The organism is Methylophaga sp. UBA2689 (assembly GCA_002354555.1).
GTDB lineage: Bacteria > Pseudomonadota > Gammaproteobacteria > Nitrosococcales > Methylophagaceae > Methylophaga.
Genome location: DELT01000055.1, coordinates 1 through 18869, shown reverse-complemented (window position 1 = coordinate 18869; position 18869 = coordinate 1). Strand labels below are relative to the sequence as shown.

At 41.3% G+C, this 18869-nt stretch carries 21 protein-coding genes; 7 read left to right on the top strand and 14 right to left on the bottom strand.

Annotation, left to right across the window (positions count from 1 at the left end; genetic code table 11):
- Nucleotides 1–26 precede the first annotated feature (26 nt).
- Nucleotides 27–1262, bottom strand: a complete 1236-nt coding sequence (locus B3M51_RS05710) for a hypothetical protein (RefSeq protein ID WP_292757476.1) — start codon at nucleotides 1260–1262, stop codon at nucleotides 27–29.
- Nucleotides 1249–1899, bottom strand: coding sequence for a hypothetical protein (locus B3M51_RS05705; protein WP_292757474.1), 651 nt, complete (start codon nucleotides 1897–1899; stop codon nucleotides 1249–1251). Before B3M51_RS05705 ends, B3M51_RS05710 begins: the two co-directional genes overlap by 14 nt.
- A gap of 316 nt (nucleotides 1900–2215) precedes the next feature.
- Between B3M51_RS05705 and B3M51_RS05700 the strand changes: the two genes are divergently transcribed.
- Nucleotides 2216–2935, top strand: a complete 720-nt coding sequence (locus tag B3M51_RS05700) for an SDR family NAD(P)-dependent oxidoreductase (RefSeq protein ID WP_292757472.1) — start codon at nucleotides 2216–2218, stop codon at nucleotides 2933–2935.
- A gap of 8 nt (nucleotides 2936–2943) precedes the next feature.
- On the opposite strand, the gene B3M51_RS05695 is transcribed toward B3M51_RS05700, so the two are convergent.
- A complete protein-coding gene (locus B3M51_RS05695) occupies nucleotides 2944–3399 on the bottom strand; it encodes a hypothetical protein (protein WP_292757470.1) in 456 nt (151 codons plus the stop codon).
- A gap of 151 nt (nucleotides 3400–3550) precedes the next feature.
- Here B3M51_RS05695 and B3M51_RS05690 point away from each other — a divergent pair, with 151 nt between their 5' ends.
- Nucleotides 3551–3880: a hypothetical protein gene (locus B3M51_RS05690; RefSeq protein ID WP_292757468.1), complete on the top strand. Its 330-nt coding sequence runs from the start codon at nucleotides 3551–3553 to the stop codon at nucleotides 3878–3880.
- Between the two features lie 16 nt (nucleotides 3881–3896).
- On the opposite strand, the gene B3M51_RS05685 is transcribed toward B3M51_RS05690, so the two are convergent.
- The 3 genes from B3M51_RS05685 to gnd all read right to left on the bottom strand — a co-directional run bounded on the left by B3M51_RS05685 (nucleotide 3897) and on the right by gnd (nucleotide 7667).
- Nucleotides 3897–4520 (bottom strand): LysE family translocator, encoded by a 624-nt coding sequence (locus tag B3M51_RS05685; protein ID WP_292757466.1) that lies wholly within the window; start codon nucleotides 4518–4520, stop codon nucleotides 3897–3899.
- Nucleotides 4521–4632: 112 nt separating this feature from the next.
- A complete protein-coding gene (gene trkA / locus B3M51_RS05680; protein WP_292757464.1) occupies nucleotides 4633–6006 on the bottom strand; it encodes a Trk system potassium transporter TrkA in 1374 nt (457 codons plus the stop codon).
- 200 nt (nucleotides 6007–6206) lie between these two features.
- The gene (gene gnd, locus B3M51_RS05675; protein ID WP_292757462.1) at nucleotides 6207–7667 is read right to left on the bottom strand and encodes a decarboxylating NADP(+)-dependent phosphogluconate dehydrogenase; all 1461 of its coding nucleotides are present in this window, start codon (nucleotides 7665–7667) and stop codon (nucleotides 6207–6209) included.
- Between the two features lie 820 nt (nucleotides 7668–8487).
- Here gnd and B3M51_RS05670 point away from each other — a divergent pair.
- Both B3M51_RS05670 and dacB read left to right on the top strand, forming a co-directional pair.
- Complete coding sequence (locus tag B3M51_RS05670; RefSeq protein WP_292757460.1) at nucleotides 8488–8859, top strand: DUF4870 family protein; 372 nt, start codon at nucleotides 8488–8490, stop codon at nucleotides 8857–8859.
- A gap of 128 nt (nucleotides 8860–8987) precedes the next feature.
- Nucleotides 8988–10394, top strand: a complete 1407-nt coding sequence (gene dacB, locus B3M51_RS05665) for a D-alanyl-D-alanine carboxypeptidase/D-alanyl-D-alanine endopeptidase (protein WP_292757458.1) — start codon at nucleotides 8988–8990, stop codon at nucleotides 10392–10394.
- A gap of 81 nt (nucleotides 10395–10475) precedes the next feature.
- Here dacB and fae read toward each other — a convergent pair whose 3' ends face one another.
- The 4 genes from fae to B3M51_RS05645 all read right to left on the bottom strand — a co-directional run bounded on the left by fae (nucleotide 10476) and on the right by B3M51_RS05645 (nucleotide 13485).
- Nucleotides 10476–11027 carry a formaldehyde-activating enzyme gene (gene fae / locus B3M51_RS05660; protein WP_292357016.1) on the bottom strand — a complete coding sequence of 184 codons (552 nt, stop codon included), beginning with the start codon at nucleotides 11025–11027 and terminating at the stop codon, nucleotides 10476–10478.
- A 282-nt stretch (nucleotides 11028–11309) separates the two neighbouring features.
- Nucleotides 11310–12218, bottom strand: a complete 909-nt coding sequence (locus B3M51_RS05655) for a KPN_02809 family neutral zinc metallopeptidase (RefSeq protein WP_292757456.1) — start codon at nucleotides 12216–12218, stop codon at nucleotides 11310–11312.
- 455 nt (nucleotides 12219–12673) lie between these two features.
- Nucleotides 12674–12967: a hypothetical protein gene (locus tag B3M51_RS05650; RefSeq protein WP_292757454.1), complete on the bottom strand. Its 294-nt coding sequence runs from the start codon at nucleotides 12965–12967 to the stop codon at nucleotides 12674–12676.
- A 74-nt stretch (nucleotides 12968–13041) separates the two neighbouring features.
- On the bottom strand, nucleotides 13042–13485 hold the full coding sequence (locus B3M51_RS05645) for a DUF2383 domain-containing protein (RefSeq protein ID WP_292483679.1): 444 nt from the start codon (nucleotides 13483–13485) through the stop codon (nucleotides 13042–13044).
- 380 nt (nucleotides 13486–13865) lie between these two features.
- Here B3M51_RS05645 and B3M51_RS05640 point away from each other — a divergent pair, with 380 nt between their 5' ends.
- Genes B3M51_RS05640 through B3M51_RS05630 form a run of 3 tightly spaced genes read left to right on the top strand, consistent with a single transcriptional unit; the run spans nucleotide 13866 to nucleotide 15223 of the window.
- A complete protein-coding gene (locus B3M51_RS05640; protein WP_292483681.1) occupies nucleotides 13866–14330 on the top strand; it encodes a hemerythrin domain-containing protein in 465 nt (154 codons plus the stop codon).
- Between the two features lie 35 nt (nucleotides 14331–14365).
- The gene (locus tag B3M51_RS05635; protein WP_292757451.1) at nucleotides 14366–14722 is read left to right on the top strand and encodes a hypothetical protein; all 357 of its coding nucleotides are present in this window, start codon (nucleotides 14366–14368) and stop codon (nucleotides 14720–14722) included.
- A 42-nt stretch (nucleotides 14723–14764) separates the two neighbouring features.
- Entirely contained in the window at nucleotides 14765–15223 is a 459-nt protein-coding gene (locus B3M51_RS05630; RefSeq protein WP_292757449.1) for a hypothetical protein, read from the top strand.
- Nucleotides 15224–15352: 129 nt separating this feature from the next.
- Here B3M51_RS05630 and B3M51_RS05625 read toward each other — a convergent pair whose 3' ends face one another.
- The 4 genes from B3M51_RS05625 to B3M51_RS05610 all read right to left on the bottom strand — a co-directional run.
- On the bottom strand, nucleotides 15353–15652 hold the full coding sequence (locus B3M51_RS05625) for a hypothetical protein (protein ID WP_292757447.1): 300 nt from the start codon (nucleotides 15650–15652) through the stop codon (nucleotides 15353–15355).
- A 265-nt stretch (nucleotides 15653–15917) separates the two neighbouring features.
- Nucleotides 15918–16238, bottom strand: a complete 321-nt coding sequence (locus tag B3M51_RS05620; protein WP_292483689.1) for a hypothetical protein — start codon at nucleotides 16236–16238, stop codon at nucleotides 15918–15920.
- Between the two features lie 407 nt (nucleotides 16239–16645).
- A complete protein-coding gene (locus B3M51_RS05615; RefSeq protein WP_292757445.1) occupies nucleotides 16646–17275 on the bottom strand; it encodes a DUF5666 domain-containing protein in 630 nt (209 codons plus the stop codon).
- A gap of 484 nt (nucleotides 17276–17759) precedes the next feature.
- Nucleotides 17760–18869, bottom strand: a 1110-nt coding sequence (locus B3M51_RS05610; protein ID WP_292757443.1) for an ATP-binding protein, incomplete at its 5' end; no start/stop codon positions are given.

Below are 18869 nucleotides of genomic sequence, written 5' to 3'. Positions count from 1 at the left end.
ATCTAGGGCTGAACCTCAAGTGTAATTTACAGCTGTACATCAGGCGTAGCTTCTAATTGATACATCCGGTTCAAAAAAGCTCGCCACTGGCGGAACTGCTCATCAATATCACCTGTTAACTCGACCGATTCTTCTTCGTAAGTCATCACCTGTGGTGCCATTTCCAAGTTCACCGATTCACCTAATTCGTTTAATGCCTCTTGATGAAACTTGGCTTCCTCACGGGATTTAAAGCCACTGCTGATCAACACAGCACCGCCAATACCACCGGCAACCGTAGCGAGATCACGGCCAAAACGAGGATCGTTGGAACTGCCTGAGGTGGCGGCAGCAACAGCTGCACCGATCAAAACTGCCCCACCAATCATTTTCCAGATGCTTTTGGTTTTGGCTTCTTTGCGTAATTGCATTTCAGTGGCACTTGCTTCCTGCCAGGCCAGATAGCTGTCATCCATTTGCTGGGAAAATGCACTGTAATTCTGCTGCAGATTATCAACAAATAACTGTTCACGAACCTGGATTGATTTGACTCTTTCAAACATTGGGTCAGCATCGCTTGGCATACTTACCAGCTTGATTTGTTGACCACTGGTGTCGAGATATTCCTTAAAGGCCTGTTCATTGAAGCTGGCGGCGAAACGAAGATCATTAATATTTTGCAATTGAGCCAGTTCGCTTTGCTTTTGTTTGAGCAAGGCTTCAATTATCGCCTGGGCCGCTTTATCAAAAGCCGGATCGTAAGGATCTTTGCCATCGTTTCTGGGATTTTTGTAAAAACCTTCACCAACTTCGTGATCAATGGTTTCATTTAGCCACTGTTTGCCGCTAGCATCGACCACTCTGAGACTAAACTCAAGCTCTTGACCATTTGATTCAATGATCTCACCAACGGTAAATAAATCACCCGAGGCAGTGCTGTTGGGGGCGACTCGAACCGCACCAAACTTACCACTTTCATCCAAAGCCGTTTTTAATTTATAGGCAAATCGGTTGGCTTCCGCTCGTCTCAATTCAGGCCAGATACCTTCTTCTTCATATTCAGCGGCTGAATCGGAAAGCCCTGGCGAAAAGACCGGAATAATAACGTCCAGTTTAACGCCCTGATAGGGTATTTCTTTGTTTTGTTCCTGGGCAGAAGCCAGCTGTGGACCAGTTTTTAAACTGCCTGAGGATGTAGTAGCACACCCCGTCAGCACATGGGTAAGAATAATCAGATAAATAAGAAACCTGGAGGGGGCTCTAAATGATTCAGTCTTCAACAATGTTCATCCCCTTATATTTACGATATTCGTTCCAGAGTTTCTTTTTAATCTCTGGATCTTGTTCAGCTTCAGCAGCGAGCCTGATTTGTGCAGCAATGGCATCGTCATTATTGGCGGATGGAATATCTTCCGGGATAGCACCGTTATCTGCTCCACCAGAAGAAACCACCGAACCACCCTCATTTTCAGATGGCTCAACTGAATCTGCTGTACCGGCTTGAGCTGGCATTGAGCTTTCCGTTTCTGTCTCAGGTTCAGTGCCCTGCATTTCCTGGCTGGCGACTGAGCTATTACCAGCGTTACCACCCTGATTTTCTCCACCGCCCTGTTCGCCACTCTCTCCACCATCGCTGCCAGTTGCAGACGTATTATTTGGATCAGACAAATTGCATGACTCAAAGCGGTTGACCGAATCAAAAAAAGCTTTTTCCATTAACGCTATTCTTTCTGCGCGAGTAAGCTCCGGGCTATCACTGTAACGAATTTCCGCTTCACCGCAGTCCTCAGCGGGAGTGGTCGCCTCTTCTGCCTGAACCGTGAGCAAACCTGTCACTAAAACTGACAAGACCAGGCTCATAAGGTTATTCAGTGAAAATAAACTGAGTAAATTCAGATATCGCTGTTTGAGTATTTTCATAAGATTGTGCACTAATCCATTAATACCTACAGAAAAAAAGAAGTCTATCGCCACTATGTATCCGATAGAACATTTGTCAGCAGACGGCAGTGATAAGTTTTCACTGCTTTATAGAGCTCGAAGTATGAGACGTTAAAGCATTGTTAATGAATGTTGACTGAATAGTCTAATTTGTTTTGCAATTTATAAAGCATTTAAATGGATCTCAGAAATTGCTCCTAATGAAATTATCTTACTTACGTTCACACGCAGGAGCGTGTGAACGAGTAAATTTTTTAACACACAAAATTCACATCATCAGGCGCATAATCAACAAATGAAAACATCCGCTTTAGTTATTGGCGGCAGTGGGCAGATTGCTCAGGCCATCATTGAAAAATTATTGACCTACTTAACTGCTGAAAATATTGTGGTTGTAAGTCGTGGGCCACAACCTGATAAGTTTGCAGGTGTCATCTGGTATCAGTCGGAATACGACGAAGCAAGTATGAGCAATCTGTCGATGCAGTTTTATGAACAGCAACGTAACTTTGAAAAAGTCTTCATCTGTCATGGCATTCTGCATGATGCATCAGTAAAACCTGAAAAGCGTCTGGAACAACTTACAGCAGCTTCCATCAACCATGTGTTTAATATCAATACCATTACGCCTGTACTGTGGCTGAAACAGCTTTTACCTGTACTCAAATATGCTGAAACCTGTCAGGTAACCATCTTCAGTGCACGGGTTGGCAGCATTAATGATAATCATATGGGAGGTTGGTATAGCTATCGCGCTAGCAAGGCAGCGTTGAATATGCTGTTAAAATCCACTGCCATTGAATATGCCCGTCGCGCCAAAATGGTCAAGTTACTGGCCTTCCATCCCGGTACCACTGACTCTCCACTGTCTCGTCCATATAATACAAATGTGCCTGACGATAAGTTATTCACCCCGGATTTTGTTGCCGATAGATTATTTGAAATTCTAAAGGGTTTACCAACTGACGGTGAATTGTCATTTCTGGATTGGCAAGGAAAAATCATAGACTGGTAAACAGGTTTTCACATGTCCTGTTTCTGCTCACGTGCATCCAATCTGTCGTAGGCTTCTTTCTCGTGATGAATATCACTGATCAAGCCCCGGTGCATAGCCACTGAAATGGCCTCCTGATTCTGAAACCGGCCTCCTTCCTTAAACAGCAAATCAAGTAAATCCCGGGCAGGCATATCCAGATATTTAGACAATTCCTGCGATTCATTGGAAAACTTTTCCAGGACTTCAGGGTGTTTCTGTTGAACATTCAATATCGCCAGATTATCAATAATAGCCAGCTCTTTTGCTGTCGCCTGACTAAGGCCGTTATCCTGGACAAATCTTAAACTCGTTAACCCTGTCAGTTGATGAAAGGTGTTCTGTACCAGATTCAGATCGGCATTCCGTCCCGCCAGGGCAACTCTCAACCATTTCAAACGATGTCGGGCCAGAATGATCATGCTTTGTTCTATTTCTTTGCTCATAGACTTCAGCTCCTTTGGACTTCTTGCACCCTTGTTAGCATAGCAACGTCCTTTCATACAAGCCCTAGTATTATTCTGCACATAATATGTCATGATGATTCAAAGCATTTAGCAAGGTTTCTGTGTGAGTTTTAGTAGTGGGGTATGTCAGATGAAACACTTAGTCATGATGACAATTGTTTGTGTGAGCATAGGTTCAGTCCAGGCAGAAAATCTTGAGCATGGGACCATTACAAGTTGTGCCTATCAGGCAGGTACTGCCTATGAAATCCAGAAAATCCGTCAAACCGAGGGCGACGACTGGGAAACGTTTGAAACCAAGATAAAATCGATTTACAAAAAATCTCAAGGCCGTGATGATTTACTGCAAATTGCCAAACAGGTATTTATCCAGCCAACCAGTAAATCAGCGGATTTTATTCATGACCAGATTTTTGATGCCTGCGTTAAACGTCAACAAGGCACTGAGTCAATTTACTGACTTTTAGCGTTTTGACTCAACTAATTAGGCCCATCAAAAGATTAAACGCCAACACAACAAAAATCAGTGCTGTCATACGACTGAGATAAACCTGAGCATTGGGTTTTCTTTTAAGCAAGTCACCAAGCTTGGAAGCTAATATGGAAATACCACTAAAGATAAAGAGTGAAACAGCACCAAATATAGTCCCGAGCAATATAATTTGTGGGGTAATCGCACCATAGTTTGAACTGGCGAACTGTGGTAGAAAGGCCAAAAAGAAAATACTAACTTTGGGATTAGTTACATTCATCACAATGCCGCGCAGATATAAGTTTGTATCACTTAATACTACGTCTTTACCTGATAAATCTTCTGTCTGACTGTTAAGCATCTGCCAGGCGAGGTAGACCAAATAGAGTGCGCCGATGACCTTCAAAGCACTCAATGCCCAGTCAGAGGTTTGTATAATAGTGGCAACACCAAATGCCACTAAACAGGTATGAAAAACCAAGCCAGTACATAGACCTAAGGTAATCAGAATCCCACTGCGTTTACCATAAAGTGCTGACTGGGTAAGCACAAAGATATTATCTGGCCCGGGGGCTAGGGCCAGCAACGCTGAGGTGAATATAAAAACTGCATAGACTTCAATTGGCATGCTTTAGAAAATCACAGATATTGTTTCATTATCAAGATGAACTTTTAAGGAAAAAGTAAATATTCAAGACGGATGATACAAACTGAAGCTCCTACATCTGTAATAAACTGATTTACAGAAACTCAAATCCCACTTGAAACAATTTTTCAACCTCATCGACATCCTGCTGTTCGGTCAAAAAGATGACCAGATGATCGCCGCTTTCAATCTGAATATTTTTTTCGGCAAACAAAATCTTTTCTTTGCGTAATATCGCTCCGACGGTAGCACTTTTAGGTAGTTTGAGTTCTGAGAGCTTGCGTCCCACAACATTAGAAGTTTGCTTATCACCATGTGCCACAATCTCTATTGCTTCTGCAGCCCCCTGTCTTAAGGAATGCACGGTAATCACATCACCACGACGAATATGGGTCAATAAGGTCCCAATGGTGATTTGTGCGGGCGATACGGCAATATCAATGCTGGTTCCTTCAACAAGTTCAACATGACTGGCCTTACTGATAATGGAAAAGGTTTTGCGAGCTCCCAGACGCTTGGCCAACATCGCAGACAAAATGTTAGCTTCGTCGTCGTTAGTCACGGCGCAGAACACATCCGTTTTATGAATATATTCTTCTTTAAGCAGGCCGGCATCGCCTACATCACCATGCAATACCAGACTGTGATGCAGATCTTCGGCGATCACCCGTGCCCGATTTTCATTATGTTCGATAATTTTAACGTTATGCGACTTTTCCAGTCGCTGTGCCAGTTGTTTACCAATCTGTCCACCACCGGCAATAAATATTCGTTTATAGGGTTGGTAATCTTTTTTGAATACTTTTACCAACTCACTGATTTGATGTTTTTCGGCCAGAAAAAACACTTCATCTTCAGCCTGCAAAATGATTTTTCCACCCAATGGAATAGCACTCTCATTGCGGAAAATGGCCGCGATACGCATTTGAATTTTGGGGAGCAGATCCAGCAAATCATGGATCGCTTTACCATCCATAATACTACCGGCATCTACTCTAACGGCGACCAGTCGTGCACGATCTTCAAAAAAGGTCAGAACCTGCAAAACTTCAGGTTGCTCAATCAGATGGGTAATGTAATCAGTAACTAATTGTTCAGGACTGATAATGACATCAATTGGCACGGCATCCAGCGCAAATAAAGCCGGGTATTCCAGATAATCTGCGGCACGTATCCGTGCCAGTTTTTTGGGCGTATTAAATAGTGAACTGGCAATCTGACAGGCAATCATGTTGATCTCATCATTATGTGTGACTGCGATCAGCATATCGGTGTCTTTAATACCTGCTTTTAACAAGGTGCCAGGATGTGCTGCATATCCGACCACCGTTCGAATATCCAGATGCTCCTGCAATCGCTCCAGCAATACCGGGTTTTGATCAATCACCGTGACATCGTTACCTTCATTGACCAGACTTTCTGCCGTCGAACTGCCGACCTGTCCCGCACCCAGAATAATAATTTTCATCTGCAAAACCTCTCTGTTAATTGCGCCAATAGGCTGGCAGAAATAGAATCAAGACCGGCTGTCATCATCGCAACGTTCAATCCCAACCCAGTGACAATATAAAGTACATAATCCACCAAATCGAAAACATTGCAGGTTCTATATTGAACGTCCACACCAGTTGGAAACCGGCAAACATATCACTAATGCATTGAATTCATTCAGACATCGTAATTGCTTGCAGATATGTTTCCGCCGCGCCCTGTCCAGTTGGTGTGAAAAAATTCACCTCGGGGTTTATCGAGTCGTTCGTAGGTATGCGCACCAAAATAATCGCGTTGTGCCTGTAACAGGTTGGCTGGCAAACGTTTACTGCGGTAACCGTCATAAAATGATAAAGCACTGCTGAATGTCGGTACCGGCACACCAATCTCAATCGCTTTAACGACCGCTTTTCTCCAGCCAGGTAATGCTTCGCTAATGGCGTCAATAAAGAACTCATCCAGCAACAGGTTCTGCAAGTTCGGATCACGCTCAAATGCATCACGGATGTTGGATAAAAACTGACTCCGAATAATACAGCCTCCACGCCACATCATCGCGATACCACCATAGTTCAACTGCCAACCATAGGTTGCCGCTGCCTCACGCATTAACATGTAGCCTTGGGCATAGGAAATGATTTTCGAGGCATAAAGTGCATCTCTTACCGCATCAATCATTTCACGTTTATCCCCGGTAAATGCGGTTGCCTTGGACGGCAATACGCGAGAAGCCGTAACCCGTTCATCTTTCAAGGCTGACAAACAACGGGCAAATACTGCCTCACCAATTAAGGTTAGCGGCGTACCTAACTCCAATGCGTTCATACCTGTCCATTTGCCGGTACCTTTTTGGCCTGCAGTGTCCAGAATATGGTCAATTAACAAACTGCCATCGGGTTCTTTTACTTTAAGAATGTCACGAGTAATTTCAATCAGGTAGGAGTCCAGTATGCCTTCGTTCCATTCTGCGAAGACTTGCTGTATTTCATCTCCCGACAGGCCCATGCCCTCGCGCATCATTTGATAAGCTTCGCAGATTAGTTGCATATCACCATATTCAATGCCGTTATGCACCATCTTCACATAATGACCTGCGCCATCATTTCCTACCCAGTCACAGCAAGGCTCACCATCTACCTGTGCAGAAATTGATTGGAATATGTCTTTTATTGCTGGCCATGCGGCTTTATTACCACCAGGCATTAACGAAGGTCCATGTCGGGCACCCTCTTCACCACCAGACACACCGCTGCCAATGAACAGAATGCCTTGCTGATGTAATTCCTGAGTACGGCGATCACTGTCATTAAACAAAGAATTACCACCATCGATAATGATGTCACCTTTTTCCAGATAAGGTAAAAGTTGCTGAATAAAGCTGTCGACTACATTCCCCGCCTTTACCATCAGCATCACCCTCCTGGGCTTTTGCAAAGACTCAGTAAATGCTTTCAAATCGTGGCAGGCAATGATTCTGGTGCCATTTGCAGGGCCCTGCATAAATTCATCTACCTTTGTGCTTGTGCGATTGTAAACTGCAACAGTAAAGCCTTTATCGTTTATATTTAAAGCAAGATTCTGGCCCATTACAGCAAGGCCGACGACACCAATATCAGCTAATTGGCTGGTTGTTTTCATATGATTAAATCCCTATATAATTTCGTTGTAGTGGCTAATTTGTTTAGGATTGTCACAATACTGACAACGAATTGAGCTGTAAAACAGTTTATTCATATAAAAACAATCGTTAAAACCGATTTATAAGCATAATAAACGTGACACATTTAACACTTTTGAATTATTTTTTACGTTATTGCGCGAAAAGCGTGACTTAGTTATCATTTTTCTATGGAGGATTGTTATTTTGTTTAAATAACATTGTATTAAGTATCTAAATTTACAGCTTCAACCTACTGTTAATTAATAGGTTTTCCGTTTTCCTTAGGTATTGATGGGTAAAGTTTCCTGTGAAAACAGGAATTATTCATTTACGTTGAATAGAGTTATAGGAGTATTAATAATTATGTGACTTACCTGTTAGTTCAATATTGGCCTAACGGAAAACAAAGATGTTTTTGAAATCAGGGAGATATCGATATGGCAAGTTATTACTTAGATTCAAATCCTAACTTACCTAACAACGGATGCGATATTCATCATGTGTGTCCAGAAGGATGCCCTAACCTGCCACCTCCGGTAGAACGGGTTCATTTGGGTGACCTGCCGGATAGCAAAACCGCAATACATGTAGCCAGAAGAAAATTTTACAATCATGCTCATTTAATTGATGGATGTGCACACTGCAACAATTCCACTCCTCACGAAACGCTTAATTAATCAAACCAACTAATCTAAGCGGTACAAAACTTTTCCTAACTTAACTTTTTCCTGAGATAAAAATTTTGGTATCTGCCTGCAAAAGATTTATCCTTGCAGGCAGATAACCAAAGGATAATTCATGTCTGAACCCAGAGTCATTCCAACTCCTTCCCCAGATCCCGTTATGAAAAATAATTCTAATCAAGCCAAAACACTGACGATTGTCATTTATGCACTGCAAGCAGCATCATTTATTGTTGGTTTAACCTTCCTGGTGGCCGTTATCATGAACTACATCAAACGTGATGATGTCCGTGGTACATGGCTTGAGTCACATTTTCGCTGGCAGATCCGTACCTTCTGGTTCTGTCTTTTGTGGGGCTTGATTGGTGCTTTATTGAGTGCCGTTGTTATAGGTGTTTTCATTCTGCTGGCAAATGCGATTTGGGTTATCTATCGAATAGCCAAAGGCTGGATGAATGTAGCCGAAAACAAACCGATGTACACTTAAGTTTCACCTGCCATACGCTGTTGTTGTGAGAGTTTCTCCAACGACAGCTTTTTGTTTCAAATCAAATGCTGATTTTCATGTTAGGCTTTGCAATCTTTCAACCTTAAACTCAAGTATCACTGGACTGTATGACCAAATATCTCACCCTGGCAATGTTGCTTTTATTTAGTTTTTCAACTCAAGCTACACAAACTTTCTCTGACCCGGCATTGAATGGCAAGCCTACACCGGAAGGTGCAGATATTGCTTTGTATGTTGTCGATACTGCAAGTGGCAAGGAAATTTACTCTGAACGTGCTGAACAGTTCCAACAACCTGCCAGTTTGCAGAAAATCATTACCGGTCTCGGAGCTCGCCTGGTTCTGGATAAAGATTTTCGGTTTGAAACCACAATGGAAACGACTGAAAAAGATGCCATAATCAATTTCAGTGGTGACCCGACTTTTACTCGTACCCATCTGCGTGTTTTGGTCGAAAAGCTTAAACTCAAGCAAACTACTATCGATGGAAACCTCTATTTGAATGGCAGCGCCTTCGACACCTCTGAGCGTGCTGTTGGCTTACCATGGGATATTATGGGTGTCTGTTACAGTGCACCTTCCAGTAGCATTACCATGAATGGTAACTGTATCTACGGAAAAATAGAGGGTACTTCCCCAGCCCCCGTTAAAGGTCTGAAAGCCAGTGGCTCGCCGTATATCAGTATCAGTGCTGACGATATCATCATCCGCGAAGGCCTGGAAAATCAGAATATTGATTGTGATCTCAAGCTGACTGCCGACAATAAAAATCACTTCTCTCTTAACGGCTGCGTTGGCTCGCATCGTTTACCGGTAAACTTCCATCTCGCAGTACAAAACACCACCTTATATCTCAAAGAGGTTCTTCAAGAGGAACTGGATCGTGCCGGAATCAGATTACGTGGCAAAATTATTCGTGACGATACCGCAAACGGAACCGTTATTGCCTTGCATCAATCTGAACCATTGATGACACTAATCGATTTGATGATGAAACGGTCTGATAACCTGATTGCTGATAATCTGCTTAAAACGGTAGGGCGAGTTTATTACAAACAACCTGGTAGTTATGAGAATGGTGCGGCCGCCATCAAAGCGGTATTTAAGGAAAAAGCCGGTATTGATTTATCTCGTGCCATCATCATGGATGGTTCAGGGTTATCACGTAACAATAGGGTCACCGCCAAGCAATTAATGCAGGTGGTCCAGTACATCTTCAGCAACAAGGAACTAGGTTTGGTTGATACGCTTCCCGTATCTGGCCAGTCAGGAACCCTGCGATACCGCAGCAGCCTGATCAATACCCCATTGAGTGGTAAAGTAACGGCAAAAACCGGTTCTATATATGGCGTTTACAATCTGGCCGGCAAAATCAATACAAAATCAGGTAAGTCATTGTACTTTGTACAGTTACTTTCCAATTACCATTCAGATAGTGATAACCGCAATGTAGCGCGTAAGCCACTACGCGATTTTGAACGTGGTTTCTATGAAAGGTTATTTAACGAGCATTGATAGGCTTTTATTTGCCCTTCAACCATAAAAAAACCCTCTTTGCTTACACAAAGAGGGTTTTTTAGTGAATACGGGTTTAACTTACCAGGCTGATTCACCAGTCTCAGGATCATACATTTCATGATGGATTTTATTGCGGTTGGCAATCAGCTCATCAATTGTTGGTGAACCTGACATCGCACGTTTGATGGCCAGTTTCATGGCTTCGTAATTAGTGCGGTATAAATCCTTGCGATCAACATCCGGATTAGCAGCCGCATCTGGAGCGATCCAAATCATCGCCACGATGCACAAATCATCGGCATGTTCTTTTGGTATTACGCCTTCAATAACACTATCCAATACCGCATCAGCCACCGCGGATTGTACTGGACCACCAAACAGTTCCACATAACTGCTAGATTTGATGGTGACTTTAGGCACGATCATGGTTGCAGGTTTAACCTGTTGATTGGTGGCACGAATGGCAAACATACGGGTGTGACCTTCTGTCTGCCCCATCAAATTGGCAAATGCCTGGCCTGCCGGACCTTTGGTGCTGCCAATTAAAATTTCCGGCATCGCATCGGTGCCTTGATCTTCACTGGCAAAAACGGTGGCTTCTGCGGTTCTAAACCATACGGGTTCTGACATTGTTAAACTCCAAATAATTATAAGAAAAAACGCGCCATTCTATGTTGCTGGTATCTGCACCCGCAAGCAATAATCCAAAAGGTGTAATTGACCGTAATTTAAATAGCCCGTTTTTGGTATTAATCACATCCATAAATACTAACGAAAGCATCGAAATGGTCTGTGTTAAGTACATTAATCAATACAAAATGGGGAATATTAAATTTTAAGCTTCCAAAAGAATTGCATCCGGTGAGCAGAGAAGCTGTAGTTTTTAAAATAAAAAATTCTTTCCTAAAGAGATTAACCGTTTGCAAATGTATTACAACGCGCGATATCTCCAGTTTCAAATCCCGTTTTAAACCATTGCATTCGTTGTTGCGAGCTGCCATGGGTAAATGAGTCAGGGCTAACATAGCCTTGGGACTGCTTTTGCAAAGCATCATCACCAATCGCACTGGCAGCTCTTAAACCTTCTTCGATATCACCCGTTTCCAAAAGCTGACGTTGATCATTTGCATGATTGGCCCAGATACCGGCAAAACAGTCTGCCTGCAGTTCCTGTTTGACAGAGAGTTTGTTGGCTTCTGTTTCATTTAACCGGCTGCGGGCAGTATGAACTTTCTCTGAAATTCCCATCAGGGTCTGAATATGATGTCCTACTTCATGGGCAATTACATAAGCCTGAGCAAAATCACCAGGAGCTTTGAATCGGTTTTTGAGTTGATCGAAGAAATTCAGATCCAGATAAATCTGTTGATCCGCTGGACAATAAAAAGGGCCAATTGCTGACTGAGCCGTTCCACAGGCCGATCGTACCGCTCCTCTGAACAATACCAGACGAGGCTCCTGATACTGCTCATCATTTTCCTGAAAGATACTGCTCCACGTCTGCTCGGTATCGGCGAGGATTACTGAAACAAATTCCACCAGTTCCTTTTCTTGTGGCGTTTGATTAAGCGTTTCTGTAGCAACACTGGTTGGCGGACTATCTCCTAGTCCTAGCGCATACAGCATATTGCCTAAATTGCCGGTAAACAAACCATATGCAACCACACAGACAATAACAAACAAAGTACCTTTAAAACCAAGAAATCGAAAAACCAACGGTAATAATCGTAAACCACCACGTCCAAAACCACCTGCGGCTGAACTTCGCATGGCCCGTCTGTCTTCAATATTGCTGCTTTTGGGTCTTCCCTTCCAACGCATTGTTATAAATCCTTATTTATATCGGCTGAATTGTCGATGAAAATAACGCTATTTAATTCTGCAGACATCATAGTCTTTTCCAGAGCTGAAGCTAAAGCAGTTTAATAAGTGGCAATGGTTTTATTTGAAAGCTTACTTTTTGCAGAAGAATAAATTTTTCACGACATATTCACCTGGAAAACGCTACTTTAATAATCAATTATTAAACGAGTTGGAAATATGCGTAATAGTAAATCTGAGCCAAATTTGAAACACAGCCTGCAATCGAAACGGTTACCTTGCCGTGGTTGCACTGCAGACTGTAAAAATTATGCTTTTTGTGAGGGTAAACCATGGAGACAGAATCAATCAGGTGTCCAAAGGGGGTCAAAAATTCATTAATTTAAAAGAAAACCCAATAAACCTCTATGATTTATTGGGTTCTCGTTGATAAGACAGAATTCGGTGAAGCAATCTTAATATTGCTGCCCAACACCTTGTTCAGTTGCCTCATCTAAACCACTTTCTTCTTCATCATAAGGAGGAGGTTCTGTTAAATCGTCATCATCTTTGTTGCGGTTGATTTCTTCAGCTGATTGAGGGTTTTCAATTTCCTCCACATCCTCGTCACCATAGGGGTTTTCGCTCCACTGTGGGTCAGCATCAAGCTCAGAGTCTTGCCCCATCTGATTATCCTGCTCATCTGAACATCCAGATAATATGACCGACGAGAAAGCTAGTGTCATGGTCAAAAAAAGTGCTTTCCACATAGTATTAACTCCTAATGATTAATCTTTGCCATAGAGGTCTGATTAGTTAACGAATTGAGTTTATTTGTACGCAATCAAGAAATTTGCTCGAGCGTTGCATTAAGCCATGCTCGATGACGTCTTTCATCTGCCAAACCATTTTGTAAAATGAGTTTTATTGTTCCCGGGAAGGGCTCATTAACCATTTCTTCATAACTTTTATTAGTAACTTCTTCATTCATTTTCATTGCTTTAAGAATCGCATCATCTCCACCTAATTCTGCTATCACTACTTTGCCCTTGGTCAGTATTTGTTTTAAATCACCGCCATCAGCCGGATTACCACCCTCTAGGCGTACTGATTCACTTAAAGCCGTAATGTGGTTTTGATGGTCTTCCATAAATGCGGCTAATTGTTGTTTAAATTGCATGTCTTCAAGACGCTCAATCGCTGCTTTATAGGCAGCAATGGCATCGTAATCGAGTTCAATTAAATTATTGAGCTTTTTGATTAGATCTTCCGAGTTCATTTCAGTCATTATGTTTTTCCTTTCAGCATTACATTTAACTTATCGTTCAATACAAACTTTGGAAATTCCTACCTGATTTAACTCACACTTGAGAAGTGCATGTTAATCACTGTCAGCAAGCCTTATGCCAGACATCGAAAGTAAGCCTTAATGAGGTTAGGGAAACTTCAGTCTTGGACTCGTAGAGTAAATTCAGTTTTATCCCTATAATTTTTTCTGTAACTGCCAGTAATTTTTACCCATATTTTATTTTCTTTTATTCACATAACCCTTATAAAACTCACCGCTATATTCAAGCGCACCAAGCTGTGGCAAAGATTTATTTATCTCAGGTACATAATTTGCAAAAGGACTGATACTTACTTCCATAAATCGAAAGGTTTTAAAACATGACTGATGCAAAAGAGACACAGAACAACGCCATAAGCTTATTGAAAAAAGATCATCAGAAAGTTAAACAGGCGTTTGCCCAATACGAAGAGCTCGGGCCATATGCGTTTGTTCATAAGAAAAAACTGGCAGATGAAATTTGTGCAGAACTTACACTGCATACCCAATTAGAAGAAGAAATTATCTACCCTGCTTTTCGTGAAAAACTTGCTGATGCAAAAGATCTGGTCGATGAAGCACAGGTTGAACACGACAGTGCCAAGATGTTAATCAAGCAAATTCAGCAAATGCAGGCCGATGAAGAATTGTTTGATGCCAAAGTAAAAGTGCTCTCTGAGTACATCGAACATCATGTTAAGGAAGAAGAAGACGAAATGTTTCCTTTAATGCAAGACAGCAGTGTGGATCTTGCATTACTAGGTGAAAAAATTACAGAACGTAAACAACAGCTTAGTAAAACCTAGGCCAAGCCTTATAAACCCATTTGGGAATAATGATTATGAATAACAATCATGCAAAGAAAGCAGAGAAGGAATGGATGTCACTGAAAAAAGAAGCCACAGTGTTCCCCATTTATTCCATGCGTAAAGCCTGGGATGTTTTAGAAAAGGAAATCAATTATTTATCTGCATCTTCAGACAAGCCAAACAATGATTTAATTAAACAGGGCAGGCTTAATATTGGTGAAATCACAGTTTTGGATCCCCGACTGGGAAGTCTAATCCACAGCCTTGAATATACCCGTATGAGTATCGAGGGCATCCAATCCCCCCCTGTTTCGATGATCGTGGATTACATTCAAGCCTGTGAAAGAGTGCATTGGATTTTAGATAACTATCGCAAGCTTGCCAGCTGACCTTTCCTGTTCTGACCAACAATATAAAAAAGGGAATTTACAATGGCAAAACTGGTTAAATGTCGAAACTGTGAATATCAGGTAGCACGAACAGCCAATAATTGTGTCCAATGCCATATCAAAAATCCCGGTTTAACCACCACAGATCATTTTATTAATACCCTATGTTTTGCGGCACTTTTACTAGGCCTGATGCTACTCTATAAAATCTCGTTTAATGATCAGTTAATCCAGATTGCAGATGTTGAAGCGGCCGGGTTTGAAAAGCAGTATCAACGCCAAACCTTGATTGAAAATGCTGAAGGTGGTTGGGTTGGCCAATGGAAGAGTGAACGAATTGAACTGTATCAATTTACCGATACAGTGGCCGTAGACTTGGAATTTTTTTCCAAACGAGCCGCTCCGGATAATGTAAATGGCTGGAACGATGCTTGTATACACAAAAACATCATTTTACTAAGTGAGGGACATAATGCCTGTCAGACACTTAAACAGTTATAAAATAAATTATTGGCCGCCTGGGTTGTAAATCACTTATGTAGGAAGACTACACGGCGTGCTTTCCGCCTTGTCGGACACAAAATAGCCGCCAGCAGTGGTGGATATGAAAGATAAACAAGCCCTAAATCATTATTCCGCTTCAAATGTTTCAATATCTTCAGTGATCTCATCTTTCAGACGGATATTGGGATCAGTATCCTTTTCCGTCGCAGCGGGGGATGATTCTGGAACCAGCTTCTTGTTTTCATCTGCTTCAGCTCCTATTACTCCTTGTGTCACAGTACCCCGGCTAGATTTGTCACTTGAAATATTATTACTATGAGTAACAGGATTTTCTATCTCGTTTACATCATTCATTTCATCTGCCAATAAAGGCAGACTCGTAATCATGCTGGCAAAAATCGTCATTTTAATGAGTTGTGTAGCCATTTTAAACTCCTATCCAAAATGCTAAAGAAAGCATTAAGGCTTATGTTAAATAAGAATATGAAGTTAAATGTCTTAAGGATTTAACATTTCATTTGCTAAAAATGAAGTGCTTAGGTGAAAAATTAGCTTGATAAAAAAATGAAAACGTAGCGTTACTTCCATAGTAAATTAGTTGGTCAACACTGAGAAATCAACCAGCTACTTACTCCATTAAAAACGCTACGCTCCCATTGAACTTAGAATTTTATTTAGCGCTCAAGTTACTTTATTGAGGATATCCTTCCTCGCCCATTTTATGCGCTGGGTGCTTATCGTTTCCATTCTTACTCTTATCATAGGCCTCTTTGTCAGGCACCACGTCCATGTCTTCATCCATTTCGTCATAGGTCACAGTTTTACCATCCTGACTGCTTTTATCCTTATGATCTTTGTTCTTGTGATCTTTGTCCATGTCGTGTTTGGTTTTATTAACTTTTTGTTCCCACTCAGGATCATCTTTATTCATTTTTTCATGATCATCTGCTAAGACAGGTGTAACAGCAAAAGCTGTAGCAATTGCAGTTGAAAGAAATAGTTGCTTAAACATTTCATTCTCCTTTTTATTTAACGGCAATTTTTGTATTCAAGTATTAAATCAAAGAAAGAGCCGAATGCTTTCCTTGTATTAAACAATGTCGCAAGCCTCATGCCAAAATAATTATTACTATAAAATACACGGAAAAACTAAAATAATTACTATTTAAAATCAGTATGTTGAAATAGAATTAACACAAAACACATTAACTTTATAATCAAATTCTCTTATGAATTTTTCATGTACAGCCAATGACGAAGTCATGTAATTTTTACAATCACCTCTAAATTTTTTAGGTGTTTAGCCAATACAATAAAAGCGGCTTACTAAAATAAAACTCTAGAATAATCGCTTGAAACGTTACATTAGAAATAAGGCCATGCCGACTGAGCCAGCATGGCCTGTTGTATTTAAAAAGATTATGAAGCGCTATAAAGAGTCGTTACATAATTCGCTTCAAAAACTCGACCCTCAAAAAAGTCGTGGTCAATGCTTCCCTGCACACTTACTCTGTCCCCCACATCCAGCTGTTGAAATCCCTCGTCATCAAGTGGATTGTATGTCAACTCATCCACTTCGACAGTCAGCTCTTGAAGTCCAGAATCCAGCGTAAATTGCTCTCCATTCACATCTACGCTGGTAATGGTCCCCTGCACTACTGTGTCCGTTACACTGGGTGAGATTATGGAATAACCTATATCCTCCTCATCCATTGCACTCGCATAAAAATAGGTATCAATATTTTTTACGTAAACACTGCTGGCTTCTATAGTAGTCAGATCGTAAAAATCATCATCAATCATGCCTGAGACTCTGACTTCATCTCCCATCATTAACTTGTAACCATCCGCATCACGATCACCATCGTCCATTTCTACAGTGATCTGACCATCACCATAATCCAATTCAAACGCATCAGCGGTGACAGAGGTAACTTCACCATTAATACTGATCCAGCTATTATCTTCCATTGCATAAGGGTTTACAGCGACTGCTGGCAATGCAAATAGAGTAAAAGAAGCAAATGTCAGGATTCTCGTGTTTTTCATGGCTTCCTCCTAATAAATGCCTTCTATAGTCTGAGTAAAAAAACAGTCATATATTTACAAGGAATACTTTTGATGGCTCTAAATTAGCAATCCTCAAACGAGTCACCACTATTAATACTAAAGCCGACTTTTCAATTACTTTAATGATTAAAAACGCTTTAGATTTAGCGCACTAATCTCATTATTCCTCGCACAAAATATTACGCAACCGTTATGCCAATCCGAATAAAAATTAACTGCGAAACGTCACACTTGGCATTAATTCTTGCTATAGGGCATTGACAGATTTGAACGTGTAGCTGGCGAGGTAATTGAGTGAATTATGAGGTAAATAAAATTTCGAAAGCGTCATGAAATTTTTACAAATAACTGTAAAAAAGATAACTTCACATGAGTCATACAAAAAAAGGAATTTGTAATACAAACAAAAACTAGACTAAGGATTCTGTCAGGATTGTACTTTTATAGATCAACTTGATTTAGTTTAATCCGATGAGACTTGTCCTTCGCCATCAAGCGCCATTCTGACTTTACTGGCAAGCTCTTCACGCTTATAGGGTTTAGATAGGAGTAATACCCCTTTATCAAGTCGACCATGGTGAACAATAGAGTTTTCGGTATAACCTGAAGTATATAAAATACGCAATGATGGTCTCAGCTTCAGTGCCAGCTCAGCTATTTTTCGGCCATTAAATCCTTCAGGTAGCACAACGTCTGTTAATAGCAGATCAATCTTCTGTTCAGATTGCAGAATATCCATTGCCTGCTTGCCATCAGCGGCTGACAATACGTCATAACCTAAAGCTGTCAATTGCGTTAATACATATTCCCTTACCATAGGATCATCTTCAACCACTAAAATAGTTTCATGACCAATCTGTAAGTTGTTGGGTTCTTGAGTATTAACTTTACGCTGGAGTGTATTATCAATTGCGACTGGCAGGTAAAGTCTTACTGTTGTGCCCTGTCCAGGCTCGGAATAGATATTAACGTGACCGTTACTTTGTTTAATAAAGCCATAAACCATTGCCAACCCTAAGCCTGTCCCTTTGTCTTTGGATTTGGTGGTGTAAAAAGGCTCAAATACTTTATCAAGTTTTTCTGCATCAATACCACAGCCAGAATCCGAAACGGCAAGCACAACGTAATCACCTGAACTGATGTCATTATTTTGAGCATATTGTTCCGGTAAATGGGTATTTTTGGCTTCAATGACCAGTTGTCCGCCTTTTGGCATTGCATCTTTTGCATTTAATGACAAATTAAGCAGAGCATTTTCAAACTGTCCTGCATCGACCAAGACGTGCTTTAATGGACCTTCAGCAATAAACTTGATTGCAATCCCTTCCCCAACAGCTCGCTCCAATAACGGCCAGAGCTGATCGATAAGTTGTTTGATACTCTCTGGCTTGGGGTCAAGCGGTTGTTTACGGGCGAAGGCTAATAGACTGCGGGTTAAGTCCGCGCCTCGGTAACCGGCTTGTAAAATCATATCCGCTAACGGTTTGAGTCTGTTGGAATCCTCAAATGATTCTGTAAGGATTTGCGAGTTGCCAATAACCACCGTGAGCAGATTATTAAAATCATGTGCCAC